Source organism: Deferrisoma sp., from assembly GCF_054681715.1.
On the sequence record NZ_BAAHFQ010000007.1, the window covers coordinates 25215 to 45582 of the forward strand.

Here is a 20368-nt window from a genome sequence, read left to right on the forward strand (position 1 = left end):
CGGCGGAACCCCTCGATCCGCCGGTCACCGATCCCCGGGGGCCGCCTCAGAAGAAGTTACGAAACCATCCCTTCATGCGCGTGACGATCTTCGCGAACAGGTTCTCGTCGGCCGGGTCCAGCGGGCTCACCCCCTCGGCCGAGGCCCGGGCGGCGTAGAGCACGAGCCCCACGCTGGTGGCGAACGACGGGTCCCGCAGGCCGTCGGGCAGGCCCTCGGGCCGCAGGGGGTACCCCCGCCGCACCGGAAGCCCGCCGAAGATCTGCTCCGCCATCTCCACCGTGCCCTCCAGGAGGCTTCCTCCCCCGGTGAGCACGAGGCCCGAGGCGAGCCGGTCCTCCATGTTGGCCTGCTGGAGGTCGCTGTGGACGAGGGTGAGGAGCTCCTCCATGCGGGGCTCGACGATCTCGGCCAGGATCTTGCGGCCCATCATCCGGGGCCGGCGCCCTCCCACGCTCGGCACCTCCAGGGTCTCGTCCTTGCCCACCAGGGAGGCCAGGGCGCAGCCGTGGCGGCGCTTGATCTTCTCGGCGTCGGCCACCGGGGTGCGCAGCCCCACGGCGATGTCGTTCGTCACATGGGCCCCGCCCAGCGCCAGCACCGACGAGTGGCGGACGGCCCCCTGGCTGACCACCAGGATGTCCGTCGTGCCGCCGCCCATGTCCACCAGGGCCACCCCGATCTCCCGCTCGTCCTCGGTCAGCACGGCCTCGGCGCTGGCCAGGGGCTCGAGCACGATGTCGGCCACCTGGAGCCCGGCGCGGTTGCAGCACTTCACGATGTTCTGGGCGCTCGTGACCGCGCCGGTGACGATGTGGACCCGGGCCTCCAGCCGCACCCCGCTCATGCCCAGGGGGTCGCGGATGCCGTCCTGGTCGTCCACGATGTACTCCTGGGGCAGGATGTGGATGACCTCCCGGTCCATGGGGATGGCCACGGCCCGGGCCGCGTCGAGCACGCGCCTCACGTCGGCCTGGCGCACCTCCCGGTCCCGAAGGGGGATCACCCCGTGGCTGTTGAACCCCTGGATGTGGCCGCCCGCGATGCCGGCGTACACCTGCCGGATCTCCCGGTCGGCCATGATCTCGGCCTCCTCCACGGCCTTGCGGATCGACTGGACGGTGGCCTCGATGTTGACCACCACCCCCTTGCGGAGGCCCTTCGAGGGATGGGTGCCGAACCCCAGCATCCGCAGTCCCTCGGGTGATGTCTCGGCCACCACCGCGCAGATCTTGGTCGTGCCGATGTCGAGCCCCACGACCTGCCGGGAGGTCGGTCTCATCTCGATCCTCCGGGAAGGGCGCCCGGTTCCAAACGGGCCACGATCCGATCCTCGAAGTCCAGGTCCACGGTGCGGGCCCACTGACCGCTGCGGGCCAGGTGGCGATCGAGCCGTTCGAGGCGCGCGAGCTTCTCGTCGATCCGGCCAAACCCGAACCGCACGGCCCGCCGGGCCGTGTACACCGTGAACCCCTCGTCCGGGCTCACGTGGACCTCCCCCACCGGCTCGCCGGCCAACCCGCCCTCGATCCGGGTGAGAAGCCCCAGGAGGGCCTCCCGGACCCCGGCGTTCCGGTGGAGGTCGGCCGGGGTGATCCCGGTCACCACGGGCAGGTCGTCGCCCGGCGTGACCGGGGCGGCCACCACGTGCCCCTCGGCCGTGAGGTACACCAGCCGCTCGGCCTTCAAGAGGTACCGGGGCTCCCACTCGGTCACCGCGATCCGCACGGTGCCCGGCACCTGCCGGATGACCCTCGCCGAGCGCACCCAGGGGAGCGCCTCGGCGGCCCGCTGGACCCGTTCCACATCGATCCCGAACAGGGGTGTGCCCGGGGTGACGCCGGCCGCGCGGCGGACGGCCTCGGGGTCGGTGCGGACCGCGCCCTCGACCCGCACCGTGGTCACCGGGAACACCGTGCCGAGGCCCCGGCGAAGCCCGGTGTAGAGGACCGCCGCCAGGGCCGCGCCCACCGCGAGCCAGGCCAGCGCGGCCGCCGCGGTCGCGTGCCCCCTGCGCCTCGAACCCTCCCGTCGGTCCGCCCTCATGCCGTCCTCACGCCTTCAGGCTCGCGCCGGCGAGCATCCGGTCCACCAACTCGTCGAACCCCACCCCTGCGGCCGCGGCCGCCTTGGGCAACAGGCTCGTCGGCGTCATGCCGGGGATCGTGTTCACCTCGAGCACCCAGGGCCGGCCGGCCGGGTCGAGCCGCAGATCCACCCGGGCCGCGCCCGAGCACCCCAGGGCCTCGTAGGCCATGCGGGCCACCTCGACGACCCGGGGCTCGAGGCCCGGCTCCAGGGGGGCCGGGCACAGGTACCGGGTGCGGCCCGGGGTGTATTTGGACTCGTAGTCGTAAAACCCCGACTCGGGCACGATCTCGACCACCGGGAGCGCGTCGCGGTCCAAAAACCCCACGGTGAGCTCCCTCCCCTCCACGAACTCCTCCACCAGCACCTCGGGCTCGCAGGACCGAGCCGCGTCCAGGGCGGCGGGGATCTCGTCCGGCGTGCGGGCCACCCCCACCCCCAGGGTCGAGCCGCCCCGGGGGGGTTTCGCCACGAGTGGGGGGCGGATCCGCAGGGCCGAGGCGGCCTCCCCCGGCCCGAGCACCTGCCACCCTGGGGTGGGCACCCCGCAGGCCTCGAACATCCGCTTGGAGGCCACCTTGTCCATGGCCACGGCGCTCGCGAGCACCCCGGACCCGGTGTACGGGATGCCCAGGATCTCCAGGACCCCCTGCACGGTGCCGTCCTCACCCCACCGGCCGTGGAGGGCCACGAAGGCGGCGTCGGGCCGAAGCGCCTGCACCCGGGGGATCCAGTCCCCGCCGGCGTCCACCTCCTCCACCTCGTGTCCCCGCCGGCGCAGCCCCTCGGCCACGGCGCGGCCGGTGCGAAGGCTCACCTCCCGCTCGTTGCTCTTTCCGCCCAGGATCACCGCGACCCGCGCCATGCCGCCTCCTCGTCGGGGCCCGTGGTTAGTCCGTGACCCGCACCTTGCCCTTGGCCCACTCCCCCACGATCCGCACCTCGGGCTCCAGCTTCACCTTGTGCTTTACGAACACCCTCTCCTGGATCATGCCGATGAGCGAGACCACCTGGCTCGCCGTGGCCATGCCGGCGTTCACGATGAAATTCGCGTGGAGCCGGGAGACCTCGGCATCGCCCACCCGCACGCCCTTGAGGCCACACGACTCGATGAGCTTGGCGGCCTTTTGGCCCGGCGGGTTCTTGAACACGCTGCCCGCGCTGGGCTCGGCGAGCGGCTGGGACTCCTTCCGGCGGGCGAAGAACGCCTTGGCCGCCGCCTTGACCTCCTCGGGGTCGGCCGGCTCCCCCTCCAGCACCCCCCCCAGGATCACGAACCCGGGCGGCAGGTCGAGGCTCCGGTAGCCGAACCGCAGGGTGGTGCGGTCGAACACCTGCACCCGGCCCTCGGGGCTCAGGGTCTCGAGCTCCACCAGCCGCTCCCCGATCTCCATGCCCCAGGCCCCGGCGTTCATGGCAAGCGCCCCGCCCACCGAGCCCGGCACGCCCACCAGGGGCTCGAAGCCGGTGATGCCCTGGTCCACGGTCCAGCGCACGAGCCGTCGCAGGGGCACCCCGGCATCCACCCGGAACCGGGCGCCTTCGCGCCGCTCGAGGCCCCGGAACCCCTCGGTGGGGCAGATCACGGCGCCCCGGATGCCCCCGTCTCGCACCACCAGGTTCGACCCGTTCCCGAGCACGAAGTACGGGATCTCGCGCTCGGCCAGAAACGAGATGAGCTCCGTTAGGTCTTCCCGGTCCTCGGGGTACACCAGGAGGTCGGCCGGGCCCCCCACCCGGAGGGTGGTGAGCCGGTCCATGGGGGCGTTCAGGACCACCTTGCCGCGGACCCGTTCCTGGAGTTCGTCGATCGCCGTTTTCGCCATCAGCCCGCTCCTCCCAGCCGCTCGAGGATCTGTCCGCCCACGCCCCCGATGCTTCCCGCGCCCAGGGTGACCACGAGATCTCCCGGGCCGGCCGCCTCGGCCACCGCCCCGGGCACCCCCTCGAGGGCCCCGACGTACCGGGCGTCCCGGTGGCCGTGGGTCCTGAGGGACTCCACCAGCGCCTCGGCCGTCACCCCCTCGATGGGCGCCTCCCCCGCCGGGTACACGTCGGTCACGAGCACGGTGTCCGCGTCGTAGAAGCAGGTAGCAAACCGATCGAGGAGGTCGGCCGTGCGGGTGTACCGGTGCGGCTGGAACACGGCCACAACCCGCCGGCCGTAGGCCTCCTTGAGGGCCGCCAGCACGGCCTGGATCTCGGTGGGGTGGTGCCCGTAGTCGTCCACCACCACCACCCCGGCGGCCTCCCCCACCACCTGACTTCGGCGCTCCACGCCCTGGAACGCCGAGAGGGCCCGGCAGGCGAGCCCCGGGTCCACGCCCAGCTCCTCGGCCACCGCCACGGCCGCCAGGGCGTTTCGCACGTTGTGAAGCCCGGGAACGGCCAGGTCCACCCGGCCCACGGACGCCCCCCGCACCAACACCTCGAACCGGGTGCAGGCCCCCGAGGTCTCGATCGCCCGGGCCGACACCTCGGCCTGGGCCGAGAGGCCGTAGGGGATCACCCGTTTGCGGATTTCCGGAAGGAGCGCCTGGATCCGGGGATCGTCGAGGCACACGACCACGGCGCCGTAGAAGGGCACCTTGTTGGCGAAGTCCACGAACGCCCGCTCCAGGGCCTCCTCGCTGCCATAGTGGTTCATGTGCTCGCGGTCGATGTTCGTGACCACGGCCACCGTGGGCACCAGCGCCAGGAAACTCCCGTCGCTCTCGTCGGCCTCGGCCACCAGGAACTCCCCCCGCCCGAGCACCGCGTTGGTCCCGGCGCTCCGGAGCCGGCCTCCCACCACCACCGTGGGGTCGAGTCCGGCCTCGGTGAGCACCGCCCCCACCATGGAGGTGGTGGTGGTCTTCCCGTGGGCCCCGGCCACGGCCACGCCGTATTTCATCCGCATGAGTTCCGCGAGCATCTCGGCCCGGGGGATCACGGGGATGCCCCGGCGGTGGGCCTCGACCACCTCGGGGTTCTCGGGCCCCACCGCCGAGGAGATCACCACTACCGTGGCGTCGCCCACGTGCCCGGCGGCGTGGCCCCGGTGAACCCGGGCCCCCAGGCCCGCCAGGCGCCGGGTGATCGGCGTTTCCTTCAGGTCGGAGCCGCTCACCCGGTACCCCAGATTGAGGAGCACCTCGGCGATGCCGCTCATGCCGATGCCCCCGATGCCCACGAAATGGATGCGGTGATCTTTACGGTACAAGGGCTTCCTCTGGGCATGGCTGGAAAGCTGGAAGGCCAGAAGGCTGGAACGCTCCGACTCCCCAGCCCTTCACCTGCAGGCACCGGTTCTTGGCGTTTTCGCCTTCCGGCTTTCTAGCTTCCTAGCGTTCTAGCCTTCCCGCCTTCAACAGCTTGTCCACGATCCGGGCCGCCGCGTCCCGGCGGGCCCAGGCCGCCGCCCGGTCCGCCATGGCCCGGAGCCGGCCCGGCTCGGCGGCCAGGTCCTCCAGGACCGCCGCCAGACGCTCCGGGGAGCACGCGGCATCCGCCAGGCACACGGCCCAACCGGCCGCCTCGGCCGCCCGGGCGTTCTTCTCCTGGTGCCCCCCGGCCGCGTGGGGGTAGGGCACGAACACCGCCGGCCGGCCCACGGCCGCCACCTCCCCCACCGTCAGCGCCCCGGCCCGGGCCACCACCAGGTGGCACCAGGCGTAGGCCGAGGCCATGTCGTCCACGAACTCCACGACCCGCACGCCGGGCCGGCCTCCGTAGGCGGCCTCGTGCCCCCGGCCGGGCCCGGCCTGGTGAAGCACCTCGACGGGCCCCGTCAAACGCCCGAGGGCCCCGGGCACCGCCCGGTTCAGGGTGCGGGCCCCCTGGCTCCCCCCGAGCACGAGGATCCGCAGCGGCTCCCCCTGCCCCCGCTCCGGGTAGGGCGCGGGTTCGGCGAACTCCGGCCTCAGCGGGTTTCCGGTGACCACGGCCTTTCCCGCCGGGAACCCGGCCCGGCCCTCCTCGAACCCCAGGAACACCCGGTGGGCCCACCGGCCGAGGACCCGGTTCGCGAGCCCCGGCCAGGCGTTTTGCTCCTGCACCGCGGTGAAGATCCCCCGCGCCCGGGCCACCGCGAGAACCGGCACGCTCGCGTATCCCCCCACCCCGAGGCAGGCGCCGGGCCGAAACGACCGGATCACGCCCGCGGCGTCCCGGAGCCCGAGGATCGTGCGGCCGAGCCCCCGGAGCGCCCCCGCCGGCCCCTTGCCCACCACCCCGGCCGCCCGCACCGGGAAAAACCGGAACCCCCGGGCCGGGACCACCCGGGCCTCGATGCCGTGCTCCGTTCCCGCGAAGGCCACCTCGTGCCCGCCCGGCCGGCCCAGGAGCTCCTGGGCCACGGCGATCCCGGGAAACAGGTGCCCCCCCGTGCCGCCGCCCGCGATCAGGAGTCGCACCGGCCGATCCCCGCGAGCACCCCCACCGCGGCGAGGTCCACCACCCACCCGGTGCCCCCGTAGGAGAGGAACGGGAACGGGAGCCCCTTGGTGGGCAGGCACCCGGTCACCACCAGCGCGTTCAGACCGGCCTGGAGCCCCAGCCAGGCGGTGATGCCGAAGGCCAGGTACCGCCGGTAGGGGTCGGCCTGGCGGGCCGCGATCCAGCAGCCCCGGGCCACCAGGAAGGCCACGAGGGCGAGAACCGCCGCCACACCGACGAACCCGGCCTCCTCGGCCCAGACGCTCAGGATGAAATCGGTGTGGGCCTCGGGCAGGTAGAAGAGTTTTTGCTGACCCCGGCCCAGGCCCACGCCCCAGAGCCCCCCCATCCCGAAGGCCAGGAGGCTCTGGACGAGCTGGAACCCCTCGTCCTGGGCGTACTTCCACGGATCCAGGAACGCCAGGATCCGGGCCCTTCGAAAGGGCACGAACCACAGGGCCCATACCGCCACCGGCACCGCCGGCAACAGCCCGGCCACCAGGTGGGCCGGCCGCACCCCGGCCACGAAGCAGACCAGCAGCACCACCGCGGCCACGAGGGCCGCCGTGCCCAGATCGGGCTCGGCCAGGATGAGCGCGACCGGCACGGCCGGTATGAGCACGTGGGGCAGATAACCGTAGGCGAACGACCGCAGCCGGTCGCCCCGGCGGGCCAGGCTGTCGGCCAAGAACAGGATCACCGCGAACTTCGCGATCTCCGACGGCTGAAACCCCACCGGCCCCAGCCGGACCCACCGGTGGGCCCCGTTCACCTCCTGGCCGAACCCGGGCACCCAGCACAGGACCAGGAGCCCCACGCTCAGGGCCAGGGCCGGATAGGCCAGGGGTCGAAGCCACTCGGTTCGCACCCGGCTCATGAGGGCCATGGCCAGAAGCCCCGCCCCGGCGTAGGCCGCCGAGCGCTTCACGTAGAACAGGGGATCCTGGGCCCCGATCCCGAACGCCCGGGGGGTGGCCGAGGAGTACACGAGCACGAGCCCGAGCCCCACGAGCACGGCGGCCGTGCCCATCACCCAGGGGTCGGCCCGGCGTTCAGCCCCGCCCACGGTCGGCCCTCCGCTCCACGGCCCGCCGGCACAGGTCCTGGAACACCCGCCCCCGCTCGGCGTAGCCCGAAAACCGGTCGAAGCTGGCGCAGGCCGGCGAAAGGAGCACCACGTCCCCGGGCCGGGCCCGGTCCACCGCGGCCTCGACGGCCTCCTCCCAGCCGTCGAACGCCCGCACCGGCACGGCATCCCGGAGCACCCGCACCAACTCCGGGGCGGCCTCCCCCACGGCGATCGCCTCCCGCACCCGCCCCTGGGCGGCCTCGGCCAGGGGGGTGAGGTCCTGGCCCTTGGCCTGGCCGCCCGCGAGCCAGACCACCGGGCCGGCGCACGCCGCCAGGGCCTCCCGGGCGGCGTGCACGTTCGTGGCCTTGGAGTCGTCCACGAACCGGACCCCGTTCCACTCCAGGAACGCCTCCATGCGGTGGGGGAGCCCGGGAAACGACCCGATCGTCTCCCACGCCGTCTCGGGCGGCACTCCCATCCAGCCCGCGGCCACCACGGCGGCCAGGGCGTTTCGCACCCGGTGGCGGCCCTGCCGGAGCACTTTCTCCGCGGGGAGACGCACCCCGTCCTCCCCCGGCAGGAGGACCACGGCCTCGCGCCCCTCGAGCCAGGCCCCGGCCGGCTGGGGCCTCGTCTCCGAAAACCCCAAGAGCGTCCCCCGCCCCCGCCGGGCCAGACCCCAGGCCACCGGGTCGTCGGCAAAGGCCACCGCCGCGTCGCCGGGCCCCTGGTTCCGGAAGATCCCGGCCTTGGCCTCCCGGTAGGCCTCGGCCGACCCGTGCCAGTCCAGGTGGTCCTGGTCCACGTTGAGGAGCACGGCCACCCGGGGCCGCAAGCTCTCGGCCGTGGCGAGCTGGAAGCTCGACACCTCGGCCACGGCCAGGTCCCACTCCCCCCCGAGCGCCTCCACCAGGGGGGTGCCCAGGTTCCCGCCCACGAAGGCACGGCGGCCGGCCGCCCGGAACACCCGGCCCAACATCTCGGTGACCGTGCTCTTCCCGTTCGTTCCGGTCACGGCGACCAAGGGGCAGGCCAGGTGGCGGGCCGCGAGCTCCAGCTCCCCCAGCACCGCCACCCCGGCCTCCCGGAGCCCCCGCCACACCGGATGGCGGGGCGGGATGCCCGGGCTCACCACGGCCAGATCGTACTCCTCCAGGGGCCTACGGCCCCGCAGGTCCGCGCCCAGGTCCGGCGGCAGCTCCACCGGCCGGTCGTCGTGGACCTCCACCCGGGCCCCGGCCCGCACCAGGTACCGGGCCGCCGCGAGCCCGGAACGGCCCGCCCCCACCACCAGGATCCGGGAGGCCTCGTAGGCAGATTGGGTCATCGCAGCTTCAGCGTGGTGAGGCCCAGGAGGGCCAGGATGATGGAAACGATCCAGAACCGCACGATGATCTTGGGTTCGGCCCACCCCTTGAGCTCGAAGTGGTGGTGGATCGGCGCCATGCGAAACACCCGCTTCCGGCGGGTCTTGTAGGAGGCCACCTGGATCATGACGCTCAGGGCCTCCACCACGAACACGCCCCCCACCACGGCCAGCACGATCTCGAACTTGCTCACCACGGCCACGGCCCCCAGGGCCCCCCCCAGCGACAGGCTCCCCACGTCCCCCATGAACACCTGGGCCGGGTAGGCGTTGTACCAGAGGAACCCGAGGGCCGCCCCGGCCATGGCCGCGCAGAACACCGCCAGTTCCCCGGCGCCCGGCACCCACGGGATCTGCAGGTACTCGGCGATCCGGGCATGCCCCGCGGCGTAGGTGAAGATGAGGTACGTGAGGCTGGCCGTGATCACGGGTCCGATCGCCAGGCCGTCCAGTCCGTCGGTCAGGTTCACGGCGTTTCCGGCGCCCACCACCACGAACACCGCGAAGGGGATGTAGGCCCACCCCAGGTCGGGCCGCAGCGTCTTGAAAAAGGGCACGGACAGCCGGGTGTCGAACCCGGGAAGGGCCCACAGGGCCACGCACCCCGCCGTGGCCACGGCCACCAGGCTCCAGAACTTGGTCCGAGCCGGAAGGCCCTTGCTGTTTCGGCGCGAGACCTTGAGGTAGTCGTCGGCGAATCCCACGGCCCCGAACCCCAGGGTGATGCCGAGCACGATCCAGACCCGGGGCTCGATGGGGTCGGCCCAGAAGAGCGTCGCCACGGTCACCCCCACCAGGATGAGCACGCCCCCCATCGTGGGCGTGCCCGCTTTGGCCAGATGCCGCTCGGGACCGTCGTCCCGCACGGCCTGGCCCACCTTGAGCCGGGCGAGCCACCGGATCACGGCCGGCCCCAGGAAGAGCACGATCACGAGGGCCGTGAGCATCCCGACCACGCTCCGGAACGTGAGGTACCGGAACACGTTGAGGGGCCCGAAGGCGTCGCTCAGCCCGTAGAGGAGGCGGTACAGCACCCGTCATCGCTCCAGCGCTTCGGCCACGGCCTCGAGCCCCATGGCACGGCTTCCCTTCACCAGCACCCAGTCCCCCTCCCGGAGCCGCCGGGCCACGGCGGCCGCCAACGTGGTCCGATCGTCGTAGATCCAGACCCTCTCCGGCGGCATCCCGGCGTCGAGGGCCGCCTCCCGCACGGCGGCCGTGCGGGGCCCCAGGAGGTGAAGCTCGGCCACCCCGAGCCGGGCCGCGGCCCGGCCCACGGCCTCGTGGCCGGCCCGGCAGAGATCCCCCAGTTCCCGCATCTCCCCGAGCACGGCGAGCATCCGGGCCCCTCCGGCGAGCTCGGCCAGGGTCTCCAGGGCGGCCTCCACGGCCTTGGGGTTCGCGTTGTAGCAGTCCACGTAGAGGCGGGCTCCCGATCGGGTCCGCCGCACCTCCCCCCGAAGCCGCGCCGACGCCACCTCCCCCCAGGCCCGCACCGGGTCGGGGTGGCCGAGGCCCAGGGCCTTGACCGCGGCCCAGGCGGCCAGGGCGTTCGAGGCGTTGTGGCGGCCGAAGAGCGGAAGCCGGACCTCCCGCCCCTCCAACCGGAACGCCACGCCCTCGGCCCCCAGGGGCCGGAACCCCTCGGCCCTGACGTCGGCCCCGGCCTCCCACCCGAAGGTGAGACACCGCACGCCGGGAGGGGGCGTAAGCCGCTCGTCCCCAAAGGGCAGGACCAGGGTCCCCCCCGGCCGGAGGCCCCGGGCGATCGCCAGCTTCTCCCGCGCGACCCCTTCGAGCCCGCCGAGCCCCTCGGTGTGGCAGGGGGCCACACAGGTGATCAGGGCCACGTCTGGCCGGGCCACGGCCGTGAGCTCGGCCATCTCCCCCGGCTCGCTGATCCCGAGTTCCAGGACGGCCGCCGTCTCATCGCCCGAGGCTCCCAGGAGGGTCAGAGGCAGGCCGATCCGGTTGTTCCAGTTGCCCGGGCTCGTGAGAACCCGGTGGCCCAGGTCCCGCAGGAGGGCCGCTGCGAGCTCCCGGGTCGTGGTTTTCCCGGCGCTTCCGGTGACCCCGATCACCGGGATCCCGAGCCGGCGGCGAGCCTCCGCCCCGAGGCGGCCCAGGGCCCGCAGGGTGTCGTCAACCACGACCGCCGGAAGATCCGGGAGTCGTTCCGCCCGGTGGACCAGCACGGCCACCGCGCCGCGCCCGGCGGCCTCGGCCAGATGGTCGTGGCCGTCGTGGCGAGGGCCCACCAAGGCCACGAAGAGGTCCCCTTCCCGGAGGGTGCGCGTGTCGGTGTGGACCCGCTCCACGCAGGCTTCCGGATCTCCGCCCCGAAGCTCCCCGCCGGCGGCCGCGGCGATCTCCCCGAGCCGCCACCTCACGCCGCCGCCTCCCGCTCGGCCAGGGCCCTGCGGGCCTCGACCCGATCGTCGAAGGGGAGCACCCGGTCTCCCAGGGTTTGGGTGGTTTCGTGTCCCTTGCCCGCGATCACCACGGCGTCCCCGGGCCGTGCCGCGGCCACGGCCCACCGGATCGCCTCGGCCCGGTCGGCTACCCTGGCGTAGGCCCAGTCGGCCCCGAGGCCCGACGGAGTTTCGACCCTCCGCCACCCCCCTGGCATCCCCGCCTCGATCTCGTCGAGGATCCGCTCCGTCGGTTCCGACCGGGAGTTGTCGGCCGTGAGCACAATGGCCCGGGCCCGGCGGGCGGCCGCCCGGGCCATGGGGGCCCGTTTCGTGCGGTCGCGGTCGCCCCCGCACCCGAACACCGCGATGACCCGACCCGGGGTCACGGCGGCCACGGTCTCGAGGACCCGGTCGAGTGCGTCGGGGGTGTGGGCGTAGTCCACGTACACCCCGATCCCGAGCCGGTTGGGAACGGCCTCGATCCGGCCCGGCACCGCTGGAGCCGTGGCCAGATGTTCGGCGGCCCGGGCGAGGTCTACCCCCAGGGCCACGGCGCAGGCCAAGGCGCAGGCGGCGTTGGCCGCGTTGAACCGGCCGGCCAGGGGAAGCGCCAGGGGCGCCTCGCGCCCCCGGAACCGCGCCCTTCCCCGGAACCCCCACGGCCCTTCCTCGTCCACCATCACCCGAACGCCCTCCCCCACCCCCACGCCGAACGGCACGGCGCGGCCGCCGAGCTCGGCCAGGAGTCGCCGGCCAAACGGGTCGTCGGCGTTCACGGCCGCCGGCGCCTCGGGCGCGTAGCGGGTGAACAGGCGCCGTTTGGCCTCGAAGTACGCCTCCAGGGTGCCGTGGTAGTCCAGATGGTCCTGGGTCAGGTTCGTGAACGCCACGGCCGCGAACCGGGTCGCCTCGACCCTCTGGCGCGCCAGGGCGTGGGAACTCACCTCCATGACCACGTCCTGGGCGCCCTCGGTCCGGGCCCGCGCAAGGGCGGCCTGGAGCGTCTCGGCGTCGGGCGTGGTGAGGGGAGCGGGTTCGTCCCCCCGGGGGAAGGCGTAGCCCACGGTGCCCAGCCGCGCCGTGACCCGGCCCTCGCAGGCCAGGATGTGCTGGACCAGGAACGCCGTGGTCGTCTTCCCGTTCGTGCCCGTGATCCCCACGACCCGAAGGAAGCGGGAGGGATGCCCGTGGAACGCCGCGGCCGCCCGTGCCAGGGCCTCCTCGGGGTCGGCCACGAGGACGCGCACGGCCCCCGGCGCGGCCACCTCCCGGGCCACCAAACACGCCGAAGCCCCTGCCGCGGCCGCGGCAGGGGCGAAGGCGTGGCCGTCCGCCCGGGTGCCGGGCACGGCCGCGAACAGGTACCCCGGGCGCACCTTCCGGGAGTCGCAGGTCACCCCCAGGATCTCGGGGTCGCCCGGATCCAGGGGCTTTGCTCCCGGCAGGTGGGCCAGCAGATCAACGAGGCGCATCGGTCACGTCTTCGTTCCTTCCAAGTAACTTCCCGCTGGGACGTTAGGAGGCTGGGATGCTAGGACGCCAAAATCATTGCTGATTCGAGCGCCAGCGGCTGTCCCAACCCGTGGGAGCGGCCTCCAGGCCGCGACAATGCCTTTTCGGGCCTTCGGCCCGGGTCGCGCCTTGGAAGGCGCTCCCACACCCGGGCCCCGACCCGGACGTTACTGCCCTGCGTAGCGGGGCCCCGCAGGGGCCCTGGGGAGCTTCCAACTGACACGGGCCGGTCGCCCGCGTCTTGGGGGGCAAGGGGCCTCCCGGAGAGCCGGGTGCGGCCCCCGCAAGAAGCCGCGCAGTACCTCCGTCGCTCGCACCACGAACCCGCCGCGTCTGGGCGAGTGGGCCATGGAGCCGCCGCCTGGGGTCTGGGCTGCGCGGCGGTTCGGGTGCCGGCACTCGCGCCCGGCCGGAGGGAGGCCCCTTGCCCCGCCCGCCAGCGCGCGCCGGCGCCTACCCCGTGGCAGGGCTTGGCGAGCTGGCTGCGCCCCGCGGCCTACGGGAGCTTCCAAGTCACTTGGCCGGGCGGCTGGGTAGCCTGGCGGCTAGCCGGCGAAAATCTTTAGCGATTCCAGCGTTGCCGTCCCGTATTGTGGGGCCCGGCAGAGGCCCCGGGGGCTTCCGTGACCCTCTTCCCCGAACTGGCCGGACGGCCGAGGGCTTTCGGGCCGCGCCCCCCCGCCGGGACCTCGGATCGGCGTTTGTCAGCCGTCGAAGGCGGGGCGGAACACCACGGTGCAACTCGTCCCGGGCTCCACCCGCGTGCCCGGAGCCGGCTCCTGATGGGCGGCCCATCCGGTGCCGAGGAGGCGGGCATCCTCCAGCAGGCCGGCCCGGCCCAGGACCCGCACGGCGTCCCGGAGCGTGAGCCCCCGGCAGTCCGGCATCTCGCCGGGCCGGACCTCGGCCGTCGTGTCCGCCGGCTTCGGCTTCCCCCGCGGCGGCTGGGGCGCCTCCGAAACGGCCTCGTCGGGCGCAACCCCCAGATAGGCCAGGCTTCGCTGGGCGATCTCCCGAAACGCCGGACCGGCCACCACGCCCCCGTACCGGGGGCCCTTCGTGGGCTCGTCCACCGCCACGAGGATCACGAGCCTCGGCGCCCGGCTCGGCACGTAGCCCACGAAGCTCGCCCACACCTTCTTTGGGTTGTAGCGGCCCCGTTCCACCTTCCAGGCCGTGCCGGTCTTTCCGGCGGCCCGGAACCCGGGCACGGCCGCCTGGGGCGCGGTGCCCTCCGGCCCCACCACCCCTTCCAGGATCTCGGTGAGCCGGGCCGCCGTGGCGGTGGAGAACGCCCGACCCACGGGTTCGGGCTCGGCGCGCTCCAGCGTCTCTCCGCCCGGCCCCCGGATCTCCCGCACCAACCGGAGCCGCATCCCCACGCCGCCGTTCGCCAGCGCGGCGAAGGCCCCGGCCACCTGGAGGGCCGTGGCCCCGATGCCCTGGCCGTAGGCCAGGGTCTTCGGGGTCATGAGCGACCAGTTCCCCGGCTCCGGCAGGATCCCCCGTGACTCGCCGGGCAGTTCCACCCCCGTGGCCCGGCCGAACCCGAGCTTCCGGTATCCGGCGTACAGGTCCTCGGGGGAGATCCGCTCCGAGAGCTTCGCGACCCCGATGTTGCTCGAAACCCGAAGGATCTCCTCGACCGTGAGCCAGCCGTGGGGCTTGTGGTCGTGGATGACCCGGCCGTGGACCGGCCACTCCCCATTCTCGCAGAAGATGCGCTCCCCGGGCCGGGCCGCGCCACGGTCGAGCAGAAGCCCCACGAAGAGAGGCTTCATCGTGCTCCCGGGCTCGAACACGTCCACCGCAGCCCGGACCTTCCGGTCCTCGGCCCGGCTTCGGGCCAGGTCGTTCGGGTTGAACGGGGGCACCTGGGCCAGCGCCAGGATCTCTCCCGAGGCCGGTTCCACCACCACCGCCACCCCGCCCCGGGCCCGGCTCGCCTCCACCGCCCGGGCGAGCTCCTCTTCGGCGATGTGCTGGAGGGTCTCGTCGATCGTGAGGACCAGGCTGCCCCCGCTCGCCTCCAGGGGATCGGGGGCGTTTCGGAGAAGCAGCCGGCCCCGGGCGTCCCGGGCCGCCAGCACCCGCTTTTCCCGGCCCATGAGGAGCCCGTCGAACGCGAACTCAAGGCCCCCGAGCCCCTTGCCGTCGGCCCCCACGAACCCCAGCACCTGCCCGGCGAGCGCCCGCTTGGGATAGAACCGCAGGGGTTCCTGGGCCAGACCCGTCCCGGGAATATCCGCCTCTTGCACCCGGGCGAGCTCCCCGGGGGACAGTGCCCGTTTGAGCCACGCGAACCGCCTTCCCCCCGCCTCCAGGCGCCTTCGCACCTCGGGCCCGGATTGCCCCAGGATCTCGGCCAGCCGAGCGAGATCCTCCTCCCGTTCCAACAGCACCGAGGGGTCCGCAAACAGGCTCCAGCCGGGCACGCTCAAGGCCAGTTCCCGGCCGTTCCGGTCGAAAATCGCCCCCCGGGTGGGCAGGATCTCGATCTGGCCCTGATGCTGGCGGGCCGCCCGCGCCCGGAGTTCGGGGGCCAGCCGGAGCTGGAGGTAAGCCGCCCGCAGGCCGGCGGCGGCCAGGATCCCCAAGAGGGCCGCCCCTACGATTCGCAGCCGGACCCGCTCGCCCCGCAGCGGCCCGCACGCCTTCTTCTTACCTCGGGAGAACGACGACCGCATCCCGGCCCGGCACCACGAACCCGAGGCGGCGGGCTTCCCGCTCGATGCGCGGCGTCGCGGCCAGGGCCGACCGCTCCACCTCCAAATTGGAGAGCCGTTCGGAAAGCCCCTGCTTCTGGCGCACGAGCTCGTCCATCTCGTACTGGAGTCGGGTGGCCTGGATCCGAAGCGTCACCAAGAGGAGGGCCGCGAGGAGGCACAGACCGAAGGCACCGGCCTTCCAGAGCCACGGAACGACCCCCGACAGAGATCCGATCCAGGCCTCGGCTCGCAGGGTACGGGTGAGCGCGGTGGTGGTCATCATTGTCCTCCCTGACCTCGTTCGGGTACAAGCCGCTCGGCGGCCCGGAGGCGCGCGCTTCGGGCCCGGGGGTTCCGAGCCACCTCCTCGGCGGACGGCCGAACCACCTTCCGGGTGAGCACCCGGAGCCAGCCCGGCCGGCCGCAGGTGCACCGAAGGGCCTCGGGGGGGCAACGGCACCGGGGCTCCGCATCCCGCAGGGCCCGCTTCACCCGGCGGTCCTCCAGCGAGTGGTACGAGATCACGACGACCCTTCCGCCGGGGGCGAGCACCCCGGGCAGAGTCTCGAGAAACCGGTCCAGGGCCTCCAACTCCCGGTTCACGGCGATCCGAAGCGCCTGGAAAATCCGGGTGGCCGGGTGCTTCCGCCCGCGCCGTCCCAGGGCCCGCTCGATCGTCCGGGCCAGGTCGGCCGTGGTCCGAAGGGGAGCCTTCCTCCGGGCCGCCACCACGGCCCGGGCCGCCCGGGAGGCCCGGGGTTCCTCCCCGTACTCCCGGAAGATCCGGGTGAGGTCGGCCTCGTCCAGGGTGTTGACGAGGTCGGCGGCCGTCACCGGCCCCTCCGGGTCCATCCGCATGTCGAGGGGGCCGTCGCGCAGGAAGCTGAATCCGCGCTCCCCCTCGTCCACCTGATGGGAGCTCACCCCCAGGTCGAGGAGCACCCCGGTGACCTCCCCCAGCCCCTCCGCCTCCAGGACGGCCGGCAGGTCCGCGAAGTTGGCCCGCCGGAGGAGGACCCTGGGGTCCCCGGCCCAGGCGGTCGCGTGGGCCAGGGCGTCGGGGTCCCGATCGAGCCCGAGAAGCCGCCCCCCGGGTCCCAGCCGCGCCAGGATCTCCCGGGCGTGGCCTCCCCCGCCGAGGGTTCCGTCCACATAGAGGCCGTCGGGGTCGGTCACCAGGAGGTCCGCCGCCTCCCAGGCCAGCACCGGGACGTGGTAACCCCCATCAGGCAGCGTCATGGGCCTCCAGGGCTTCCCGCAGCGTCCGAAACTCCGGCAGCACCCCGTCGGCCCCCCCCACGAACCGCAGGATCTCCCGCAGATACGGGCTCGGCCCCACGAGCTCCACCCGGCGGCGCCGTGCCAGCTCCAGGAGTTCCGTGGCCATGCGGTAGTGGAGGTGGCGAGCCTTCCGGAGATCCACGACGATCCGGTCCCCCCGGGCCTCCCGGAGCGCCCGGCGGAAGTCCTGGGCCCGGTCGAGCCCGAGCTCCCCCTCGATCCGCACCACCGGCACGCCCCGGTGGGTCCGGCGCACGATGCGGCTCACAGCCCCAGCCCTCCCACGGCCCCGGCGATCTCGTCGAACTGGGCGGCCACCGCGTCCATGGCCGCGTCGTAGCGCTCCTTGGCCCAGATCTCGAAGTTCTTTCCCATGCCGGCCAACACCACCTGGCGGTCGAGGCCCGCGTAGGACCGGAGCGTCGGCGGAACGAGGATCCGCCCCGCCTTGTCCACGGGGCACTCCTGGGCCGGGGCGTAGAAGAACCTGCGGAAGGCCTGGATCTTGGGATCGAAGGCGGGCAGTTCGTTGATGCGGGCCTCGAGGGCCCGCCACTCGTCGGCCGGGTACGCGACGAGGCAGTCCTTGTGGCGGGTCAGGTACAGGGGGGCGCTGAAGGTGGTCTCCAGAGCCTCGCGGAAGCGCGCGGGGATGCTGAGCCGACCCTTGTCGTCGATGGTGTGCTCGAAGCATCCCCGGAACATGCGGCCTCCATGGCCTGGTGCCCCACTCTATCCCACCTGATCCCACAACATGGGCGGACTATACAAACCGGCCCCACCCCTGTCAAGGAGCTTTTCCGAAAAGATCCCGCCTGCGCAGCAGAAACCCCTCCTGCGCAGGAAAGGGCCAGGGGTGGGGGGGTCGCGAAACAACTCGCAACACGTCTCCAAGAGAACGCAAGAATGTCTGGCTTATATAGTTATTTTCCATGCTCTTTCTTTTCAAAATTTTCCAAACCCCATAAAGCCGCCCTTCCCCACGGCCGATAGAGGAGCATGTCCGCCCCGGCAGTCTCCGGCGGCTTTCTACGTCCTGTTTCGGAGGAATCTCGGAGGAGGCATCCCATGGCCACGCTCGTGCTCGATCCCGTGACCCGCATCGAGGGCCACCTGCGGGTCGAAACCCGCTGGGACGGCGACCGGCTCGCCGAGGCCCGGGTGGCCGGCGAGATGTTTCGCGGGTTCGAATCGATCCTGAAGGGCCGAGACGCCCTGGACGCGCCCGCGATCACCCAGCGCATCTGCGGGGTCTGCCCCGTGAGCCACGCCGTGGCCTCGTGCCGGGCCCTCGAGGAGGCGCTGGGGCTGTCGGTCTCCCCCAACGGACGGCTGCTTCGCAGCCTCGTGCTGGGGGCGAACTTCCTCCAGAGCCACATCCTCCACTTCTATCACCTGAGCGCGCTCGATTTCGTGGACGTGGCCGGGATCCTGGCCTACGAGGGGGACGACCCTCGATTGGCCGCCCTGCGGGCCTGGGCCGAGGCGGAAGCGCGGTCGAACCGGGTCCTCCCCGCCGCCCCGTTTCTCCCCCAGTGGGAGGGGGGGCTCCCGGCCGACGCGCCGTGGACGGCCTCGGCGCTCGCCCACTACCTCAACGCCCTCGAGGTCCGCCAGGCCTGCCACCGGATGGCCGCCCGGTTCGGGGGCAAGATGCCCCACACGGCCTCCCTGGTGCCGGGGGGTGTCACGACCCCGGTCTACCCCCTGGAGGTGGAGGCGTTCCGGAGCGACCTCGGCCGGGTCCTCACGTTCCTGGAGACGGCGTATCTCCCGGACCTCCTGGAACTCGGCAGGAAGCTTCCACACTTGGCGCTTGAGGGTAAGGGACCGGAGGCGTTTCTGGCCTTCGGGGCCTTCGAGGAGGCCGACGGCCGGCCCTGGCTTCCCCCGGGGGTGCTGGCCGACGGCCGCCTCGAGCCCCTGCGACCGGAGGCCATCGCCGAACAGGTGGGCCACAGCCGGTACCGGACGGCAGGGCCCTCGCGGCCCGCCGAAGGCACGACCCAGCCCGAGCCTGGGAAGCCCGGCGCCTACTCCTGGCTCAAGGCCCCCCGGTATGGCGGCCGCCCCCTGGAGGTGGGCCCCCTGGCACGGGTCCGGATCGCCGCCGCCCAGGGCCACCCGGATGTGAAGGAGGCGGAAACGCGCTGGCTTTCGCCCGCCGGGCTCCGGGTCGAGGCCCTCTCCGGCGTCCTGGGCCGGCACCTGGCCCGGGGAGTGGAGGCCTGGGCCCTGGCCCGCAAGATGAACGAATGGCTCGACCGCCTGGAACCCGGCAAGCCCACGGCCGGAGCCTACACCCCCCGGCCGTCCGGCGCCGGGGCCGGGCTCGTGGAGGCCCCCCGCGGGGCCCTAGGGCACTGGGCACGGATGGAAGGGTTTCGGATCGACCGGTACCAGTGTGTCGTACCCTCCACCTGGAACTTCTCGCCCCGGGACGACGCCGGAACGCCCGGGCCGGTGGAAACGGCGCTCGAGGGCCTCGCGGCCCGGAAGGGGGAACCCCCGGGGCTTGCGGTGGCCCGGGTGGTCCGGTCGTTCGACCCGTGCATCGCCTGCGCGGTCCATTGACACCCCAGGGGAGGAGACAAGCCATGGCCATGACCCGACGCGAATTTCTCCGGGACGCCGGGATCCTAGCCTCCGCCCTCGGCCTCGGCGCCTCCGCCGTCCCCGGCGTGGCCCGGGCCCTGGAACGCCTCGCCGCCGAACGGCCGGCACTCCTGTGGCTTCAGGCCCAGTCGTGCTCCGGTTGCTCCGTGAGCCTCCTGAACGCCGACCGGCCCGGCCCGGCCGAACTCGTCACCCGCTACTTCGCGCTCCGGTTTCACCCGACGCTTTCGGCCGCCACGGGGCCGACAGCCCTCGAGGCCCTGGCGAAGGCCATCGATGCCGGAGGATATCTCCTCGCGGTGGAGGGCGCGGTGCCGGCCGGCATGCCCGACGCCTGCACCGTGGGCGAGGAACCCCTGGCCGAGGTTCTCGATCGGGCCGCGCGCAGGGCCACGGCGGTGGTGGCCGTGGGCACCTGCGCGAGCTTCGGGGGCATCCCGGCCGCGCCCCCGAACCCTACGGGCGCCGTGCCCGTACGGGCGTTTCTCAAGGACCGGGGTGTTTCCTCAACCGTCGTCAACGTCCCCGGGTGCCCGGCCCACCCCGACTGGATCGTGGGCACCGCCGTGCTCGCCCTGCGGCCGGCCGGGCTTCGCCTGGACGACGAGGCCAGGCCGCTCGCGTTCTTCGCCAGGCCTGTCCACGACCAGTGCCCCCATTTCGCCCAGTACGAACGCCAGGAGTTCGCCCGGGCGCCCGGGGAGGACGGTTGCCTGTTCCAACTGGGCTGCCAGGGAGTGCTCACCCACTCCGACTGCCCGTGGCGGGGCTGGAACGCCGGGGTCAACTGGTGCGTGCGGGGCCGGGCCCCCTGCACCGGCTGCGCCCGGCCCGGGTTCGCCCAGAACCCCGCCTACCCCTTCTTCCGCCTGAACGAGGCCCGGGAGGCCTGATC

The 20368-nt window shown here is 73.3% G+C and carries 18 protein-coding genes; 2 read left to right on the top strand and 16 right to left on the bottom strand.

The window, feature by feature from the left end:
- Positions 1–46: 46 nt before the first annotated feature.
- From ftsA to mraZ, 16 genes are all read right to left on the bottom strand, one after another.
- Entirely contained in the window at positions 47–1282 is a 1236-nt protein-coding gene (gene ftsA, locus ACY0I8_RS02180) for a cell division protein FtsA (protein ID WP_461393388.1), read from the bottom strand.
- Positions 1279–2046 (bottom strand): cell division protein FtsQ/DivIB, encoded by a 768-nt coding sequence (locus ACY0I8_RS02185; protein ID WP_461393389.1) that lies wholly within the window; start codon positions 2044–2046, stop codon positions 1279–1281. Before ACY0I8_RS02185 ends, ftsA begins: the two co-directional genes overlap by 4 nt.
- A gap of 7 nt (positions 2047–2053) precedes the next feature.
- Complete coding sequence (locus ACY0I8_RS02190; protein ID WP_461393390.1) at positions 2054–2953, bottom strand: D-alanine--D-alanine ligase; 900 nt, start codon at positions 2951–2953, stop codon at positions 2054–2056.
- 25 nt (positions 2954–2978) lie between these two features.
- On the bottom strand, positions 2979–3914 hold the full coding sequence (murB, locus tag ACY0I8_RS02195; protein WP_461393391.1) for a UDP-N-acetylmuramate dehydrogenase: 936 nt from the start codon (positions 3912–3914) through the stop codon (positions 2979–2981).
- Positions 3914–5290, bottom strand: coding sequence for a UDP-N-acetylmuramate--L-alanine ligase (murC, locus tag ACY0I8_RS02200; protein WP_461393392.1), 1377 nt, complete (start codon positions 5288–5290; stop codon positions 3914–3916). Before murC ends, murB begins: the two co-directional genes overlap by 1 nt.
- Before the next feature lie 121 nt (positions 5291–5411).
- Positions 5412–6482 (bottom strand): undecaprenyldiphospho-muramoylpentapeptide beta-N-acetylglucosaminyltransferase, encoded by a 1071-nt coding sequence (gene murG / locus ACY0I8_RS02205; RefSeq protein WP_461393393.1) that lies wholly within the window; start codon positions 6480–6482, stop codon positions 5412–5414.
- Positions 6470–7570, bottom strand: coding sequence for a putative lipid II flippase FtsW (gene ftsW / locus ACY0I8_RS02210; RefSeq protein WP_461393394.1), 1101 nt, complete (start codon positions 7568–7570; stop codon positions 6470–6472). Before ftsW ends, murG begins: the two co-directional genes overlap by 13 nt.
- Positions 7557–8903: a UDP-N-acetylmuramoyl-L-alanine--D-glutamate ligase gene (gene murD / locus ACY0I8_RS02215; protein ID WP_461393395.1), complete on the bottom strand. Its 1347-nt coding sequence runs from the start codon at positions 8901–8903 to the stop codon at positions 7557–7559. Before murD ends, ftsW begins: the two co-directional genes overlap by 14 nt.
- Positions 8900–9976 (bottom strand): phospho-N-acetylmuramoyl-pentapeptide-transferase, encoded by a 1077-nt coding sequence (mraY, locus tag ACY0I8_RS02220; protein WP_461393396.1) that lies wholly within the window; start codon positions 9974–9976, stop codon positions 8900–8902. Before mraY ends, murD begins: the two co-directional genes overlap by 4 nt.
- 3 nt (positions 9977–9979) lie before the next feature.
- Positions 9980–11332: a UDP-N-acetylmuramoyl-tripeptide--D-alanyl-D-alanine ligase gene (locus ACY0I8_RS02225; RefSeq protein ID WP_461393397.1), complete on the bottom strand. Its 1353-nt coding sequence runs from the start codon at positions 11330–11332 to the stop codon at positions 9980–9982.
- Positions 11329–12828, bottom strand: a complete 1500-nt coding sequence (locus ACY0I8_RS02230) for a UDP-N-acetylmuramoyl-L-alanyl-D-glutamate--2,6-diaminopimelate ligase (RefSeq protein ID WP_461393398.1) — start codon at positions 12826–12828, stop codon at positions 11329–11331. The genes ACY0I8_RS02225 and ACY0I8_RS02230 overlap by 4 nt, the downstream gene beginning before the upstream one ends.
- Positions 12829–13572: 744 nt before the next feature.
- The gene (locus tag ACY0I8_RS02235; RefSeq protein WP_461393399.1) at positions 13573–15555 is read right to left on the bottom strand and encodes a penicillin-binding protein; all 1983 of its coding nucleotides are present in this window, start codon (positions 15553–15555) and stop codon (positions 13573–13575) included.
- Positions 15530–15856, bottom strand: coding sequence for a cell division protein FtsL (locus tag ACY0I8_RS02240; RefSeq protein WP_461393400.1), 327 nt, complete (start codon positions 15854–15856; stop codon positions 15530–15532). Before ACY0I8_RS02240 ends, ACY0I8_RS02235 begins: the two co-directional genes overlap by 26 nt.
- Positions 15856–16815, bottom strand: coding sequence for a 16S rRNA (cytosine(1402)-N(4))-methyltransferase RsmH (rsmH, locus tag ACY0I8_RS02245; RefSeq protein ID WP_461393401.1), 960 nt, complete (start codon positions 16813–16815; stop codon positions 15856–15858). Before rsmH ends, ACY0I8_RS02240 begins: the two co-directional genes overlap by 1 nt.
- The gene (locus ACY0I8_RS02250; RefSeq protein ID WP_461393402.1) at positions 16802–17125 is read right to left on the bottom strand and encodes an STAS domain-containing protein; all 324 of its coding nucleotides are present in this window, start codon (positions 17123–17125) and stop codon (positions 16802–16804) included. Before ACY0I8_RS02250 ends, rsmH begins: the two co-directional genes overlap by 14 nt.
- Positions 17122–17562, bottom strand: coding sequence for a division/cell wall cluster transcriptional repressor MraZ (gene mraZ, locus ACY0I8_RS02255; protein WP_459941818.1), 441 nt, complete (start codon positions 17560–17562; stop codon positions 17122–17124). Before mraZ ends, ACY0I8_RS02250 begins: the two co-directional genes overlap by 4 nt.
- A gap of 363 nt (positions 17563–17925) precedes the next feature.
- Here mraZ and ACY0I8_RS02260 point away from each other — a divergent pair, with 363 nt between their 5' ends.
- On the top strand, positions 17926–19431 hold the full coding sequence (locus tag ACY0I8_RS02260) for a nickel-dependent hydrogenase large subunit (RefSeq protein ID WP_461393403.1): 1506 nt from the start codon (positions 17926–17928) through the stop codon (positions 19429–19431).
- A gap of 23 nt (positions 19432–19454) precedes the next feature.
- Entirely contained in the window at positions 19455–20366 is a 912-nt protein-coding gene (locus ACY0I8_RS02265; protein ID WP_461393404.1) for a hydrogenase small subunit, read from the top strand.
- Positions 20367–20368 lie beyond the last annotated feature (2 nt).